12 protein-coding genes are annotated in these 14565 nt (G+C 63.0%); 2 read left to right on the top strand and 10 right to left on the bottom strand.

The window, feature by feature from the left end; translation table 11 throughout:
* Window positions 1-4: 4 nt before the first annotated feature.
* Genes IEW02_RS21795 through IEW02_RS21805 form a run of 3 tightly spaced genes read right to left on the bottom strand, consistent with a single transcriptional unit; the run spans window position 5 to window position 3162 of the window.
* On the bottom strand, window positions 5-901 hold the full coding sequence (locus tag IEW02_RS21795) for an alpha/beta fold hydrolase (RefSeq protein ID WP_188546988.1): 897 nt from the start codon (window positions 899-901) through the stop codon (window positions 5-7).
* Window positions 898-1851: a DODA-type extradiol aromatic ring-opening family dioxygenase gene (locus IEW02_RS21800; protein WP_188546989.1), complete on the bottom strand. Its 954-nt coding sequence runs from the start codon at window positions 1849-1851 to the stop codon at window positions 898-900. Before IEW02_RS21800 ends, IEW02_RS21795 begins: the two co-directional genes overlap by 4 nt.
* A gap of 39 nt (window positions 1852-1890) precedes the next feature.
* Entirely contained in the window at window positions 1891-3162 is a 1272-nt protein-coding gene (locus tag IEW02_RS21805; protein ID WP_188546990.1) for a Rieske 2Fe-2S domain-containing protein, read from the bottom strand.
* A gap of 254 nt (window positions 3163-3416) precedes the next feature.
* Here IEW02_RS21805 and IEW02_RS21810 point away from each other — a divergent pair, with 254 nt between their 5' ends.
* Both IEW02_RS21810 and IEW02_RS21815 read left to right on the top strand, forming a co-directional pair.
* Window positions 3417-4412, top strand: coding sequence for an NAD(P)/FAD-dependent oxidoreductase (locus IEW02_RS21810; protein WP_308933199.1), 996 nt, complete (start codon window positions 3417-3419; stop codon window positions 4410-4412).
* Between the two features lie 28 nt (window positions 4413-4440).
* A complete protein-coding gene (locus tag IEW02_RS21815; protein ID WP_188546991.1) occupies window positions 4441-4776 on the top strand; it encodes a ferredoxin family protein in 336 nt (111 codons plus the stop codon).
* A 4-nt stretch (window positions 4777-4780) separates the two neighbouring features.
* Here the strand turns inward: IEW02_RS21815 and IEW02_RS21820 are convergent, their stop codons facing one another.
* The 7 genes from IEW02_RS21820 to IEW02_RS21850 all read right to left on the bottom strand — a co-directional run bounded on the left by IEW02_RS21820 (window position 4781) and on the right by IEW02_RS21850 (window position 13895).
* A complete protein-coding gene (locus IEW02_RS21820; protein WP_188546992.1) occupies window positions 4781-5299 on the bottom strand; it encodes a TetR/AcrR family transcriptional regulator in 519 nt (172 codons plus the stop codon).
* Between the two features lie 92 nt (window positions 5300-5391).
* Window positions 5392-6915: an aldehyde dehydrogenase family protein gene (locus IEW02_RS21825; protein WP_188546993.1), complete on the bottom strand. Its 1524-nt coding sequence runs from the start codon at window positions 6913-6915 to the stop codon at window positions 5392-5394.
* Window positions 6916-6994: 79 nt separating this feature from the next.
* Window positions 6995-9085, bottom strand: coding sequence for a Bcr/CflA family efflux MFS transporter (locus IEW02_RS25445; RefSeq protein ID WP_188546994.1), 2091 nt, complete (start codon window positions 9083-9085; stop codon window positions 6995-6997).
* A complete protein-coding gene (locus IEW02_RS21835; RefSeq protein WP_188546995.1) occupies window positions 9078-9575 on the bottom strand; it encodes a hypothetical protein in 498 nt (165 codons plus the stop codon). The genes IEW02_RS25445 and IEW02_RS21835 overlap by 8 nt, the downstream gene beginning before the upstream one ends.
* The gene (locus tag IEW02_RS21840) at window positions 9566-11503 is read right to left on the bottom strand and encodes a primary-amine oxidase (RefSeq protein WP_188546996.1); all 1938 of its coding nucleotides are present in this window, start codon (window positions 11501-11503) and stop codon (window positions 9566-9568) included. The genes IEW02_RS21835 and IEW02_RS21840 overlap by 10 nt, the downstream gene beginning before the upstream one ends.
* A gap of 102 nt (window positions 11504-11605) precedes the next feature.
* Window positions 11606-12418 (bottom strand): alpha/beta fold hydrolase, encoded by an 813-nt coding sequence (locus IEW02_RS21845; protein WP_229746220.1) that lies wholly within the window; start codon window positions 12416-12418, stop codon window positions 11606-11608.
* Between the two features lie 28 nt (window positions 12419-12446).
* Window positions 12447-13895 (bottom strand): APC family permease, encoded by a 1449-nt coding sequence (locus IEW02_RS21850; RefSeq protein WP_188546998.1) that lies wholly within the window; start codon window positions 13893-13895, stop codon window positions 12447-12449.
* Window positions 13896-14565: the final 670 nt, after the last annotated feature.

Below are 14565 nucleotides of genomic sequence, written 5' to 3' on the forward strand. Positions count from 1 at the left end.
TCGATCAGGGATTTTGGCTGGCAGTGAAGAACCCGGAGACCACCGCGTGGTACGCAGCGGGACGCTCTTCCTGCAAATGGTGCGAGACGTTGTCCATCACGTGCAGATTGCCGCGTTTGATCATGCGCGCGAGCATCATCGGATAGTCGGGCGTGAGGAACGCATCCTCTCGCCCCCAGATGAACAACGTGGGTGCCTCGATCAGGCCCAATTGCTCTGTCAGGTCCTGCCATTCGCCGCGCGGGCTGTCCGACATCGCCGCCAGTGCCGTTTCCTGGGGATCGAGGCTCTGCTGATAGCGCATGTCCAGGGTCTCCTCGGGGAGACGATCGGCGTCACACCATTCCAGACGGGTGATCAGTGTCCGCATCTTGTCCCGGGTGGGGCCTTCGCCGCCGTAGTAGACGTCCCGTGCGGTCCGTCCTCGATGACCACGCTCGGGAAGTGGTGCCAACGGGCCGTAGAACACCGGCATACTGCCGGTGATCACCAGTGAGCGAACACGTTCGGGATACAGGGCTGCCACGTTCAGGGCAATCGTCCCGCCCCACGAGTTGCAGACGAAGTCGGCGTGTTCGATGCCCAGTGCGTCCATCAGCGCCACGGTCTTGGCCGCATGGAAGTCCCACATCGGGCCCGTGATCAGGCACTTCTCCGATTGCCCGTACTGCAGGATATCGACCAACACGCAGCGTCGGTCCGCCTCGAAATACGGTGCGACGGGACCGAAGTCACTCCATGCGGTGCATCCCGGGCCGCCGCCGTGCAGGAAGATCGTGTCCTGCCCGGTGCCGATGTCGTAGTAGTGGTAGGTGGCACCGTCGGCTTCGATGAAGCGGCTTTCCGGGGGTGCCGACGCGGCGGGCGATTTCCCGACCGCAACCGGTGATGCGACAGTCATGAGTTCTTCTCTCCTGGCGTCGATTCGGGTTCGATCACAGCCACACCCATTCCGGTCAGCCATTCGGGCATCGGCGAATACGCAAGAGTCTTACCCGGCGCAAAGCCGAGAGCAGCAGCCATCATCAGCCACGTTCGTAGCTCCTGGCCACCGTTTCCTGCGTTCTCGGCTATCTGCTCGGACGTCCACTGCGTGTATTTCTGAAGATCACCGTGTTCGAGATCGCGCAGAAACTGTTCGTCGAATTCCGGGAAGATGGTCGGCTGCGCACCGACGATGATTTCCCGTCGCCGCTTGTCGTACCGCTCCCACTCGCCGCGTCCGTTCAACCAGGCTTCGACGAGGAACTCCTCGTCCTCTCCCTCGGGGGCAGTCCAGTCGCTGGGCCACGGCAACTGGTGTGACAGTCCGCCCGACGCGACGATCGCGACGCGGCGATCACCGATGCTCTCGATCGCCTGGGCGATATTGCGACCGAGTTCGGCGACACGAGTAAGTGTCGGCAGGGGCGCAGCGAAGACGTTGACCACCAACGGCACCACCGGGACGTCGATTCCGTCGAGTAGGTATTGGATTGCGTGGGATTGACCATGGTCGATCTGCAGGCGTGCCGAAATGGCGACTTCGGTGCCGGCATCGACGAGGTACTGAGCCAACGCACGAGCGAACTCGGGATCGGTCTTCTGCGGTCCCTTCGGCGTTCCGCCGTCACCAGCGGCGACGACTTCACCGACGCCCATGGTGAAGGACGGGATCAGGTCCAGCCAGAAACCCCGGAAGTGATTGGATCCCACCAGAACCACGACATCCGGACGGGCTTCGACGATGCGGTCGCGGGCCGTCGCGAGTCCGTCTCGAAACGCCTCGGCACGGTCTGTGTGAACGACTTTGTCCCAGTGGGTGTTCATCAACGTCGAGTGAGATGCCCCTATTCCCAGCACGATTGACATGTTTTACTCCTTCGGTCGAGCTCGAATCAGAGGATGAGATCAGTTCGGGGTCGGCACGTCGATGCCCTGTTCGGCCAACGCATCGATCCGATCCTCCGTCGTGTCCTCGGCGAGTTTGCGCCACTGAAGAAGCGAGTCGTCGGGCCGGTACAGCTTCTCCGGCGGTGCGTCGGTCACCTCGACCATCCACTTGTCCTGGCTCGAGAACTGGCCGTGGAACAGCCAACGGACCGCTCCGAGGTACTTGAAGTAGAAGGGAATGGTCTTGAACCCCTTCTGGAAATCCGCCATCACTCCCACGTAGAGGTGGTTGTCCTCATCGACCGGGACGTAGAACTCGTAGTGAATGAAGGTGGGGTAGGCGATACGCAGAACGCCCGGCATACTCACCGACGCGAAACCTGGGAAGTTTTGTGCCGCAATCACTTCGTTCACCTCGCGGTGTGAACCGGTGTTGCCGATGTTCGTGGTGGTCTTCGGCGGATTGCTCTTGTACCAAGCCTTGCCGGTCCACTTGCCGAGACCCGGGAAGTCCGCATCCCAGAACTGCTCGAGCTGAACTCGGTAGATCCAGCGGCCTCGCTTGACAATCTTGGTGGTGTTCCACACCGGCATGGCCTTGAACAGACGCCACAGCGCCGTGCGGTGCAGGTACTTCGCATGACCCTCGTCGTAACCGTTCTCGCAAGCGAAGCGCCAGTTACCTTCTCGGGGCATGATCCGCGAGCCGATGACGGCAGCGTTGCTGACGAGTTCCTCGGGAAGCTGCTCGTCGATAGGGTGCGGCTCTTCTCCGTCGCCGACGAATATCCACACCATTCCCAGTCGTTCCTCGACATGGTAGGTCGGTTGGGTGACCTTGCCGCAGATCGGAGATTTGGGTCCATCGGTGATCGCGGCCTTGAGGTCGCCGGTCTCGAGGTCGAAGGTCCAGCCGTGGTAGACGCACGAGATCGTGCCGGGGAATTGCTTGTTCCCGTAGCTCAGCGGTACTCCACGGTGGGGGCACCGGTTGGCCATACCGCGAACGAGACCGCGGTCGCGGATGACGAAGATGTCTTCACCGAGCAGTTTGACCCGCACGGGACGTTCGCCGACCTTCGACGAGAACATCACGGGGTACCAGTAGCCCCGGAAGCCGGCTCCCGCTGCCTGGTAAAGGGGCCAACTCGACCAGTCCTGCCTTCCGGGCAGGTTGCCTTCCTTCTTTTTCTGGGCCGGCGTCCTCACTCTGTCCGCTTCTTTCGGCGGTGTCGCGACGGTAGGACGCGATACCGTCGACGCCGCGCGGGGTTCCAGCGTCTCGCTCATATGTGCTCTCCAGGTGCAGTTCACTCGTGATTGGGAAGCGGTCGATTTCTCGATCGATCGCTCCGAGTGGGCACAGCACATCACTGGGCTGTGGACATCACAATCGAAGCGGTCCGCCTACCGGAATTCGTCTGCGCGCCCCGCTTCACCGGTGGCACAACACCTCACGGTTCCGCTCAGCGGTCCAATCCACGTGATGTATCCGACGGTGCTGCCTACTGTCCCTAGGACACAACGAACTCGAAGGAGAAGCGATGACCATGCAGCCCTCGGTCGTCACGACCGACGTCGCCATCGTCGGTGCTGGCCCGACCGGACTCTACGGCGCGTACTACGCCGGCTTTCGCGGGCTGGAGACCGTAGTCATCGATGCTCTCCCCCAAGCAGGGGGGCAGGTGATGGCTCTGTACCCGGAGAAACAGATTCGAGACGTGGCCGCGCTGCCGTCGATACGGGGTCGGGACTTCGTAGCCAACTTGGTGGAACAAGCTGGTGCGTTCTCTCCGACCTACCTGCTCGGTAAACAGACGGTCGAGCTGACTCATGAGGACGGCCTGCCAGTCCTGACACTCGACGACGGCACGATCGTTCGTGCCGGAGCCGTGGTGTTGACGGCCGGCATAGGCACCCCGACGCCACGAGCGATCGAGACCGGCACCGAGTGGCTCGGATCTGCGCTCTCCTACTTCGTCATCGATCCCACCGTCCATGCCGACCAGGATGTCGTCATCGTCGGTGGTGGCGACTCCGCGCTCGATTGGGCAGACGCTCTGGCGTCGATTGCACGATCGGTCACATTGGTCCACAGACGAGCCACATTTCGAGGTCATGCCGCGACTCTCGAACGCGTCCGTTCGGGCAAGGTCGCCATCCACACCGACACGGAGGTCCTTTCTCTCATAGGCGATCTGGAGTCCGGGTCACTGTCGAAGGTGGCGCTTCGGGCCAAGAGCGGCGAGGAAACCGTCGTCGCTGCCGATCATGTGATCGCTGCACTCGGCTTCATCAGCAACCTCGGCCCCATCCGCGACTGGAACCTCGAACTGCGAGGTCGGTCCATTGCCGTCGACCGTTCGGGTCGAACCAATCTGCCGCGCGTCTACGCCGCCGGTGACGTGACCGACTACGACGGAAAGGTCAAGCTCATGTCGGTCGGATTCGGCGAGGTTGCGACCGCGATGAATCATGTTGCGGTCGACCTCGACCCCGACCTCGTGCTCTTCCCGGGACATTCGACCGACGGCGCTTGAGCGCCCCACCACCACAGGAGAAACAACCATGTCTTACGTCATCGGAATCAACTGCATCGATCAGCTCGATCGGTCGTGCATCGAAGTGTGCCCCGTCGATTGCATCTACATCGGCGACCGCCGCAGTTACATCAACCCCAACGAGTGCATCGACTGCGGGGCTTGCGAAGTGGAATGCCCGGTGGATGCCGTCTTCGTGGACCGGAAAGCGCGCAAGGACCCCGAACTCGCGGAATTCGTCACAGATTCCATCGCCTTCTTCAACGAGCCGTTGCCAGGGAGAAGCGAACCGATCGGCGATCCAGGTGGGTTTCAGAAATTGGGACCGTTGGGTGTCGACACCGAGTTCACGGCGAATCACTGATCGATCAGTTCGTCGCCATCCGTCTGAGGACCTCTCGCAGCTGCTCGAGCAGCTGCGAGGTTCGGTCGTCGTCGGAGAACACCATATGCTGCAAGACCAGTCCGTCCAGCACGGAGAACACCAGTTCGGAGACACTGCCGTCCGGGTCGGGCACACCTGCGTTGTCGAGCGTGTGTCGGACTTGAGCCGCATATCGCCGATACAGTCCCCGCACATTCTCGATCGGTAGATTACCGCGGACCGCCTGCGTGGTCTCGTCGTATTGAAGCAACTGACGTTTACGCGAATTATTTAGTGTAGAAACAAGATTGGAGGCAAACTCGTCGATCGAGTCCGCTTTCAACCCGACATCGTCCGAATCCTGTTCCGCCGCTCGACGAAACGCTTCGATCAGCAGCTGCTCCCGCGTGCCGAAATGGTGCCGGACCAGTCCGTGCGCCATGCCGACGCGGGCCGCCACTGCCCGGTAGGTGACAGCCTGGACACCCGTCTCGCCGGCTATGTCGATGGCCGCGTCCAGCAATCGATCCCGGGTGGACTGGTCGGAGTCGTGCTCCGTCGAGTCGTCGGCAGCGTTCATATGCACAGCAAATCACGCCACCGACGACCCCGTCGCTACTGCCCGGCCAATCCCCATAGCGGTGGTCGATCGATGCCGAGATCGATGTTGACCGACTTGATGGCGGTGTACTCGCGGAGCGTCTCGAACGACAGCTCACGTCCGAATCCGCTGTCACCCCGGCCGCCCATGGGCATCCCGGGCGGAAGATCGAACCATCGGTTCACCCATACGATTCCCGCGTCCAGCCGATCTGCGAACTGGTGGGCGCGGCGCAGATTCTGTGTCCAGACTCCCGCCGCCAAGCCGTACGGTGATGCGTTCGCGCGGGCGATTGCTTCCTCGTCGGTTCGGTAACGTTCCGCGACGGTGACCGGACCGAAGACTTCGGTCCGCACGATCGTCGCCCGGCCCTCGGGGTCTGCAAGCAGCACCGGACGATGATAGAAACCGCCGCGCAGCGCGTCGTCGAGATCGAGAGGCTCGTCTCCCACGACAACCGAGACACCCTCTGCGCGCGCCCGTTCGACGTGTGCGCTGACCAGTTCGAGTTGACGACTCGACACCAGCGGCCCCATTTCGCTGCTTGGATCCGTTGCGTCGCCGACCTTGATCTTTCGGGCCACTGCAGCGAACCGCTCGACGAATTCGTCGTGAATGTCCTCGTGCAGAAGCAGACGCGACGCTGCGATGCACGCCTGTCCGTTGGCAAGATAGATCCCCATGAGTGCGTCTTGGACGGCGAGGTCGAGGTCTGCGTCGGCAGCGACGATCATCGGCCCCTTACCGCCGAGTTCCATCAAACTCGGCCGCAGCGTGCGCGCCGCAGAACCGAGAATTGCCCGTGCTGTTTCCGGACCGCCCGTGAACGTTATCTTGGCGACGTCGGGGTGCGAGACCAGGGCCGCACCGGTCTCGGGGCCGAGACCGGTGACGATGTTCAACACACCGGCAGGTACGAGGTCTTCGATCAACCGAGTGAACTCGAGAATGCTCGCAGACGCGTACTCCGAGGGCTTGACGACCACGGTGTTGCCGGCCGCCAGGGCGGGTGCCACCTTGTTGGCGAACGTGATCAACGGTGAGTTCCACGAGATGATGGCCGCGACCACGCCGAGGGGTTCACGCTTGGTGTACAGCAGGGTATCGGGGTTCGACAACGGAATCTGCTCGCCGTTGAAGGCGCGGATCACGCCGGCGTAGAACCTGAAAATCGCGGTGACCGTCGGGATGTCGGCGATACCCGCTTCGCGGACCGGTCGGCCGTTCTCGGTCGCCAACAGGGCACCGAAACGTGCGCCGTCGGCTTCGAATCGGTCCGCGATCGACAGCAATACCGCCTGCCGCTGCTCCTGCGTCGTCCTGCGCCACTGGCCGAAGGCACGAACGGCCGCGGCCACGGCAGACTCCGCGTCGCCGGCCGTGCCCTGCGGCAGGACCGCCCAGGCACTGCCGACACTGGGGTCGACCGCGTCGAAGGTGCTTCGGGCGCTCACCCAGTCGCCACCGATGAACTGTTGGTACTCCCCACTGGGGACGAAAGCCGCGCGTGCGGTTTTCGACGAAAGTATCGACGACATTGTTCTCCTTCTGACGTGATGCGTTGACGGCGCAGCCCGATTCCGACATGCGATACGTGGACGAGGTTGTCCCGGTTTACTACTGGAAAGAAGCGCTCACCGATCCGAGACCGGTCAGGGTGGCCGTGACCGACTGTCCTGCTGCGACCTCCCGCATCGGCCCCAGGGCCCCGGACAGAACGACCTGCCCAGCACGTAATGGTCGACCGAGAGCACTCGCGGTCTGCGCCAGCCACACCACGGCTACGACCGGATCGCCGAGGCAGGCAGCACCGGTGCCCTCGGACACCTGAGTTCCATCGATCGACATGGTCATCGACACCTCGGTCAGATCCAGGTCCGCGATGGGCACTGTGCGGTTGCCGAGTACATACGCACCGGCGGACGCATTATCGGCCACAGTGTCTGCAAAACTGATGTCCCAGTTTCTGATTCGGCTGCCGCAGACCTCGAGTGCCGCGACCACGTAGTCGGTGGCTCGCCTGACGCGATCCGCGTCGAACGGCCCGTCGGCCAGATCGTCGCGCAAGACGAAGGCGATCTCGGCCTCGACGCGAGGCTGCAGTACCCGTTCGACTGCCATGACGGCATCTGCGCTGTAGGCCATGTCGTCGAACAGCATTCCGAAGTCGGGACGATCGACACCCAATTGCGCCTGAACCGCTTTCGACGTCAAACCGATCTTCCGGCCGACTACGGTCGATCCTGAATTCAGGCGCTCGGTGTTGAGAATCTCCTGCACCGCGTATGCCGCCGTCACATCGTCACGGCCGATCAGGTCTCGGACCGGCTCGCAAGGCTCGCCGCTGGACGCTGCGTGCATCAGCCGCTCGGCGGCGGCATCGATGTTCTTCTGGCTCACAGTCACTGCTCGAGCTTCGGACACGGGGGCGTCACCGGCAACAACTGCGTCTCGCTCACCGGTCCTCGCCGACGGCCTGGTGCCGACGAGAACCAGCACCAACGCAGTCGACGCCGCGAAGGCCATCATGGACGCCACTGCGAGGGCGTCGTTGCCGAGCACACCGACGACTGGTGCAGCGGCCGCTGCGAAGGCGAATTGGACGCCGCCGATCAGGGCCGACGCCGTACCGGCGACGAACCCGTAGCCGGCCAGTGCCTGCGCCGGGGCGTTCGGTAGGACCGAACCCATCACGGCCAGTATCAGCAGCACCGGCACCGCAAACCCAGCCAACCCGCCGGTCCCGGTCGCTGACAGAATCACGAACACGACGGCCACGACAGTCCCGATGAGCAGTGCAGAGAGCAGGACGGTTCGAGTCGGCCAGCGACGGAGCGCGACTACGTTGAGCTGCGAAGATCCGATCAGGACGACAGCGCCTGCGGCGAAAGCGATTCCGAACTGCTGGGGGGTGAGTCCGAAGCTCCCTTGTAGGACGAACGGCGAGGCAGAGATGTACGAGAACATCACCACCCGGCCCATGCCGCACACCACCACCATCGAGACGAAGGCCCTGTCCGAGCCGAGGCGGGCGTAATTCCGCAGTACCGTGCGCGCACCGTTCTGCTGCCGTGCAGCGGGAGCCAATGTCTCGGGCATCGCGAACACGCCCAGTGCGACAGCCGACAGTCCCAGAGCCGCAAGGATCACGAAGATGAAGCGCCACGTGGATACTTCGACGACCAGGCCACCGACCGACGGTGCCAGGATCGGTGCCACCCCCATCACCAGCATCAGTCGAGACATCATGACCGCGGCGGCGTTGCCCTGATAGAGGTCTCGGACCACAGCCATCGCCAGGACGGCCCCGGCTGCACCTCCGAAACCCTGCACTATTCGAAGCACTCCCAGCACCTCGATACCGGGCGCGACCACGCACCCGAGTGAGGCCGCAACGTGGAGCAGCGACGCCACGATGAGTGGACGTCTCCTACCCAGTGCGTCCGACATCGGACCGATCACGAGCTGGCCGACGGCGAATCCGACCAGAGTGCCGGTCAGGGTGAACTGCACCGCCGTCTCCGATACGGCGAATTCGGTTGCGATGACGGGGAAAGCGGACAGGTACATGTCGACGGTGAACGGACCGAGCGCGGTGAGCGCACCGAGCATGACGATTAATCTCAGACGCGCCGGACCGGACGGTGCAGTCGCGGCAGACACGGAAACTGCGGTGCCGCAGTGCGTCGTTGCTGTGGGTCTACTCACCGCCGGAACGCTGAGCCCGCACCGCTGCGCCCACTGCCAACGCGACCTGCACGGCGGCAAACAACAGGCCGACCTGCATCAGTGCTTCGACCGCCCCTCCGCCGGAGCCGGCCATGTCCATCGACCCATGCCCCATCGCAGCGTGATCCGTCGCCGTGTCGTTCGAGTGGCCCGGCGCCGCCGACATGAGCGCCCAGTGCGCAGTGAGCATTGCAACTCCGAAACCTGCGGTCACCGTGTACTCGCGTACCCGGTGGCCGTTGCCCTTTCTGCACGTGAACGCGACGCACAGGCCGGACAGGACGAGCATCGGAACGACCATGACGAGCATCGACGTTCCCGTCACCATTAGGAGCGCCGCATGCACCACGAGGCACATGATCGCAACAGCGGTGAGGCAAGTGCCGACGAAATCGACTGTCCTGTGGTCGTTTTCGCGCGCATCCGGCGTGATCGAGACAGGCTCGACCGGCCCCGTGGTCAGTGACACGACGGACCGTCCGACTGGTCTTCTGCAGTGCTCCCGCCGTGTGTGGTCGAGGAGGCAGGCACGTCCAGCGCCGGGTTCTTGTCGAAGAAGTTCACCGGTAGCAGGTGGAAGCCGACGACCTCGGTCGGCATCACCGGCCAGTCCTCGGCGCGCGGAATGTGTGTCACACCCAAGGTGTGCCACAGCACTACGTCCGTGTTGTCGGTGGCTCGATTTTCTGCAGTCCACCGGGGAAGACCGTCACCGGATCGGCTCTGGTTCGGGAAGTCACCCGAGGGGCGCATTTCTGCGGGCGAGTACGGCGTCACCCACATGTTGCGGGTGGCGAAACCGGCTCGCTTGGCGATCAGCGAAGGAGCCTGCGCCAACATCGTCGCGGACGACCAACCGGGCAGGAACTTGTAACTGACCGGACTACCCCACGCGTTCTGCTTGGAGGTGTTCATGACCGACCAACTGCGCGACGACTGCGGATTGGTGTGGTCGTCACCGGTCAGTTCGTGGTCGATGACCGTTCGTTTGACACCGATGGCGTTTCCGTAGGGGTTGTCCGGACCGACCGGCACGCCGTAGGCATCGTTCTGCACGACGGTGTTCTGCCAACCGTCGATTTCGGGATCGAGCCGGAACGAGAACAGATGCTGGTGGTAGCTGGACACGAGATTCTTGGCGATGCGGGTGCCGTGCGCCGACGTCTCACCCTCTTCGACCGAGCGGGTCTGCACGATTCCCAGTAGCTTGACCTCCATTTGAATGGAGGCGTCCTGGTAGAAGTTCCAGTAGAAGCCGTAGTGGTAGTTGCCGACAGTGGCGATGAAGCTGACGACCAGGCGGCGAGAACGACGTACGTCGACCTTGCCGGTCATCCAGTCGGTGTGCTTCCACAGGATGCCGGCATCCTCTTCGTGGATGCAGATCGCGTTCTCGATCGTGGTCGGTTCACCGTTCTCGCCGGCGTTTTCCGCGTCCAGGTACACGATCTCACCGAGGCAGTCACAGCCGAGCCGCAGCGAGTTCGCGAGCTTTCCGAGTCCGAACTCACCTGCGTCGAATGCGCTGCGCCAGAAGTGCTCCTTGGACGGATCGCCGTAGGGCACGACCATTTCTCCCAGAGACGCGCGGTGCAAGACCGACCGGTAGTTGTCGCCATCGAGGTATTCCACCGCGTGTAGCACGAGCCCCTCGAGCGGGTGCCAGTTGATACGGAAGCGCCACTTCTGCCAGGTGAGTTCGCGGCCGTCGATCTTGAAGCCGACGCCCTCAGGCTGAGTGATGACGAGCGGGGCGACGTCCGAGCGCATCGGCTGGTTCGCATCCGCGGTGTAGTTGGCCTGCTCGACGTTCATCGGGCGTACACCGAAGTCGTGGACGTCGATCACCTTGTTGGCGACCAGGTCGACCACGGCGATGACACCTTCGATGGGGTGCGCGTATCCGTTGTCGTCGACGAAATCGCGGTAGTACGAGACCGAACCGGCCAGACGCCGACCGTCGACGGGGTAGTCGAGCACACCCGGGACTGCCATGTTGCCGACACCCCACGGATCGATCTGGACCTTGTCCATGTCGGTGATACCGCGCAGCGCCAGCGCCTCGACGTAGCGCGGATCCTGCTTGATCAGGTCAGGAGCGAGATCGAACTCCTCGAGCAGGACGGGTGCCGCACCGTCGGTGATCACCGAAGACGAGACGACGGCGTCGGCATCCAGATCGACGACAACGTCGTGCGTCGCACCGGACGCGCGATCGACGAGCAGAACCCGTGCGCGACGGGCGATCTCGTGACCTTCACGGAGCAGTCGCTTGTCCGGCTCGTCGGTGTAGACCGCGGCGAACCCCGGCCTTTCCGCGATGGCCTCACGACGAACGACATCTGCAACGCGTCGAAACTCGTCGGCTGTCAGGGAATCGAAGAGCGGATGACGCACGGGTATTCCTTTCATAGCATTCATCTGGTCGGGATCGTGATTCGCCAGCGTGTGCTTCTCACACAACCAGCGCGCGGTCGAGCGCGCAGCTCGATGTTTTGCTCAGCGATCCCTGGGCGTGTGTGTGTCGAGAAATTCGACGACAGCGGCGGCAACCGGTGTCGGGAGTTGCTCCAACATGGGGATGGTGCCTCCCTCTACGGTTACGATCTCGACCGTCGCTGCCCGCACGAGACCCGCTCGCACGACGTCGATGTCGGGGAACGAGAACGGGTCTGCGTCTGCGCCAATGATCAGAACAGGTGCCGTGACCCGTCCGATGCGGTCTTCCATGACGTAGCGCGAGCACGCGATGTGTCCCTCGGCCGGATCCACTCCGGGCGCAAGAGCGTCGCGTACGAAGCGATCGAGTAGGTCGGGACGATGCGGCGGATAGTACGGTTCGCGCTGTCCCCACCATGTCGTGAGATGGCTACCGTGAGCGTCGATTTCCGCGACGTCGACTCCGGGGCCATCTTCGTGGCCGGCGCGATACTCGGGCCCGGTGTAGGACGGAGACGACAAGATCACGGACTTCACCCGATCCACTGCGGTACTGGCAACCTCGACCGCGACCACGGCCCCGGTGTGGTGACCCATCACCGAAAAATGTTGGAGACCCAACGCGTCGGCCAGGTGTAGTACGCCCGATGCGTACAGCTCGATCGTCTGCGGCCCCACAGGTTTGGCCGACTGGCCGAAGCCGTACATGTCCATGGCGATGATGCGTCGGTGGGGCCCGACGAGGGCCATCACTTCAGCGAACTCGTCGCACGAGCGTGGGGTCTGGTGCAGGCAAATCAGGGGGACGCCCTCGACTCCCGCTTCTGCATAGTGCAGTTGACCGAGCGGGGTATCGGCGTATCCGAAGTGCACCGAAGGTACGGTGCTGTCGGTCGAGGCGTCAGTCGACAAGGGTTCGGCCCATGTTGGCGTACGTGTCTCGGCGGTACCTGCGTGCGTGCAGCGCAACCCCGATTGCCACCACGATGGTCAACACGTGCAGCAGCGGCAACCCGTTGATGATCACCGAATCGGTACCGGTGATCGCCGAGAAGTTGGAGAGCGCGAAATACGTGATCGCGCCGAAACCGATCAGCGCCAGGGCCGGCGCAACCGTGTGACCCCAACCGAATCGACGCTGACGAGCGAAGAACACCAGGACTGCCAGCGACGTCGTGGTGATCAAGACCATCAAGCCCACCGCACCGAAGCCGGTCAGCGCGGCAGACAGATTTGTCAGCGGGTCGAGGCCGGCCAGGGCGAACGCCACGACGACCAGCGTTTCGATGACGTAGCTGGTCGAACCTGCGACGACCGGAGACTGATGACGCGGATGAAGTGACTGCATCGCCCGCGGCAAGAAACCGTCCCGGCCCAGTGCGAAGAGATATCGCGACGCTGCGTTATGGAAGGCGAGCACTCCGGCGAAGCAACTCGTCACAATCAACGCCTCGAGGGTCGTGGTCCATGCCGAACCGACGAACTCGTCACTCAGGTCGTAGACGAATGTGCCCGGACTTGCTGCAGCCGCAGCAGTGGCACCACCCGAGCTGGCCAGGAAAGCCCATGCCGTCAGGACGAAGAAGAATCCGATGCAGGCCATCGAGATGTACGTCGCACGGGGAACTGTGCGTTGCGGATCGCGTGCCTCCTCCGCGTAGATCGCCGTGCCCTCGAAACCTTGGTAGCACGAGAACGCGAAGATCATCGCGACCCCGATGGCTCCGGGAACGAATACTTGACTGGGACTGAAGGATTCCAGCGGAAGACTGCCGAACCCGTTACGCGCAATGATGGCGATGTCCAGCACCAGAATGACCACGAGCTCGACGACGAGGGCAACACCGAGGACGCCGGCGGCGAGCGTGATCTTGCGGTAGCCGAGCAGGAACGCGATCACAAGACCCAACACCGTGTACACCCACCACGGAAGATCAACTCCCGCAAGCTTGTTGACACTGCCTGATGCGAAGAAGCCCATCGCGCCACCGGTTGCGCATGCCAGGGCGATGTATGCACTGGCAGCAATGTAGGCGCCGGCCAGGCCGACGGGACGCCCCAGCCCCCTCACTATGTAAGCGAAGAAGGCTCCGGCGTTCTGCACGTAAGGAACCATCCGGGTGAAACCGACGGCGAACAGAAGCATGATCACCAAGACGAACACGTACATCCCGGGTGTACCAACACCTACCCCCAATCCGATCGCAAGAGGCAGAATCGCTACCGCGCCTCCGGCAGGTGCCACCGTGGCCATGACCATGAACACGATGTGCGCGACATTCAGGCTCCCCTGCGCGAGCTCGGTCGAGCCCTCCGCCGTGGATGCACTGTTCTGCGTACGTGGCACCATAGAATTCAACTCCCTGGAGTACGAGTGACGACGAGCGCCGTCGAATAGCGATCAGTGTGGAGAGATATTCACCTGGTCGCCATGTGAAAGGTCCGCTCAGCGACACCGCGGCCGACCTCGACCGAGCGAGTACCCGTCGTGAGCACTCGGTTTCGACGATTCGAGACCGTCGGTGAGTGGTTCGCTGACCGGAATTCACATCGACCTCGACACACTGACAGGTAAAGCAGCGGGGTTCCGATCTTCCTGGTTCACGGGGTCCGTCACCACCGGCTCGATGCATACTGGCGGTCACGCGGACCGTTCGAGATCCTCCTCGGCGCCCTGGCTCCGGGGCGGGCCTGACCGTCGAGCCCAACAGCATCGAGTGCTCCGTCGGCGAGACCGTGGTCGGCTACCTTGCGTTGCCGTCCGGACCAGGCGCCACCCCGTCGTGATCGCCGCCAATGGACTCGAGGGCACTGCCCGAGGACTCGTCATACCGCAACTGCTATTACATGATTCGAGCATCGCGCTGTTTCTGAAGGAGATGCCGGCGGCTACGCCCTTCTCGCATCCGATGAGTCCCGAATCCGGGGCGATCTACCATGACGCCATCGACCACCTGCAGGGCCACCGGCCAACCCGGCCATCGGCGTGAGGACGTAGGGTATCCGATCAGATACCTACG

This window comes from Rhodococcoides trifolii (genome assembly GCF_014635345.1).
Lineage (GTDB): Bacteria > Actinomycetota > Actinomycetes > Mycobacteriales > Mycobacteriaceae > Rhodococcoides > Rhodococcoides trifolii.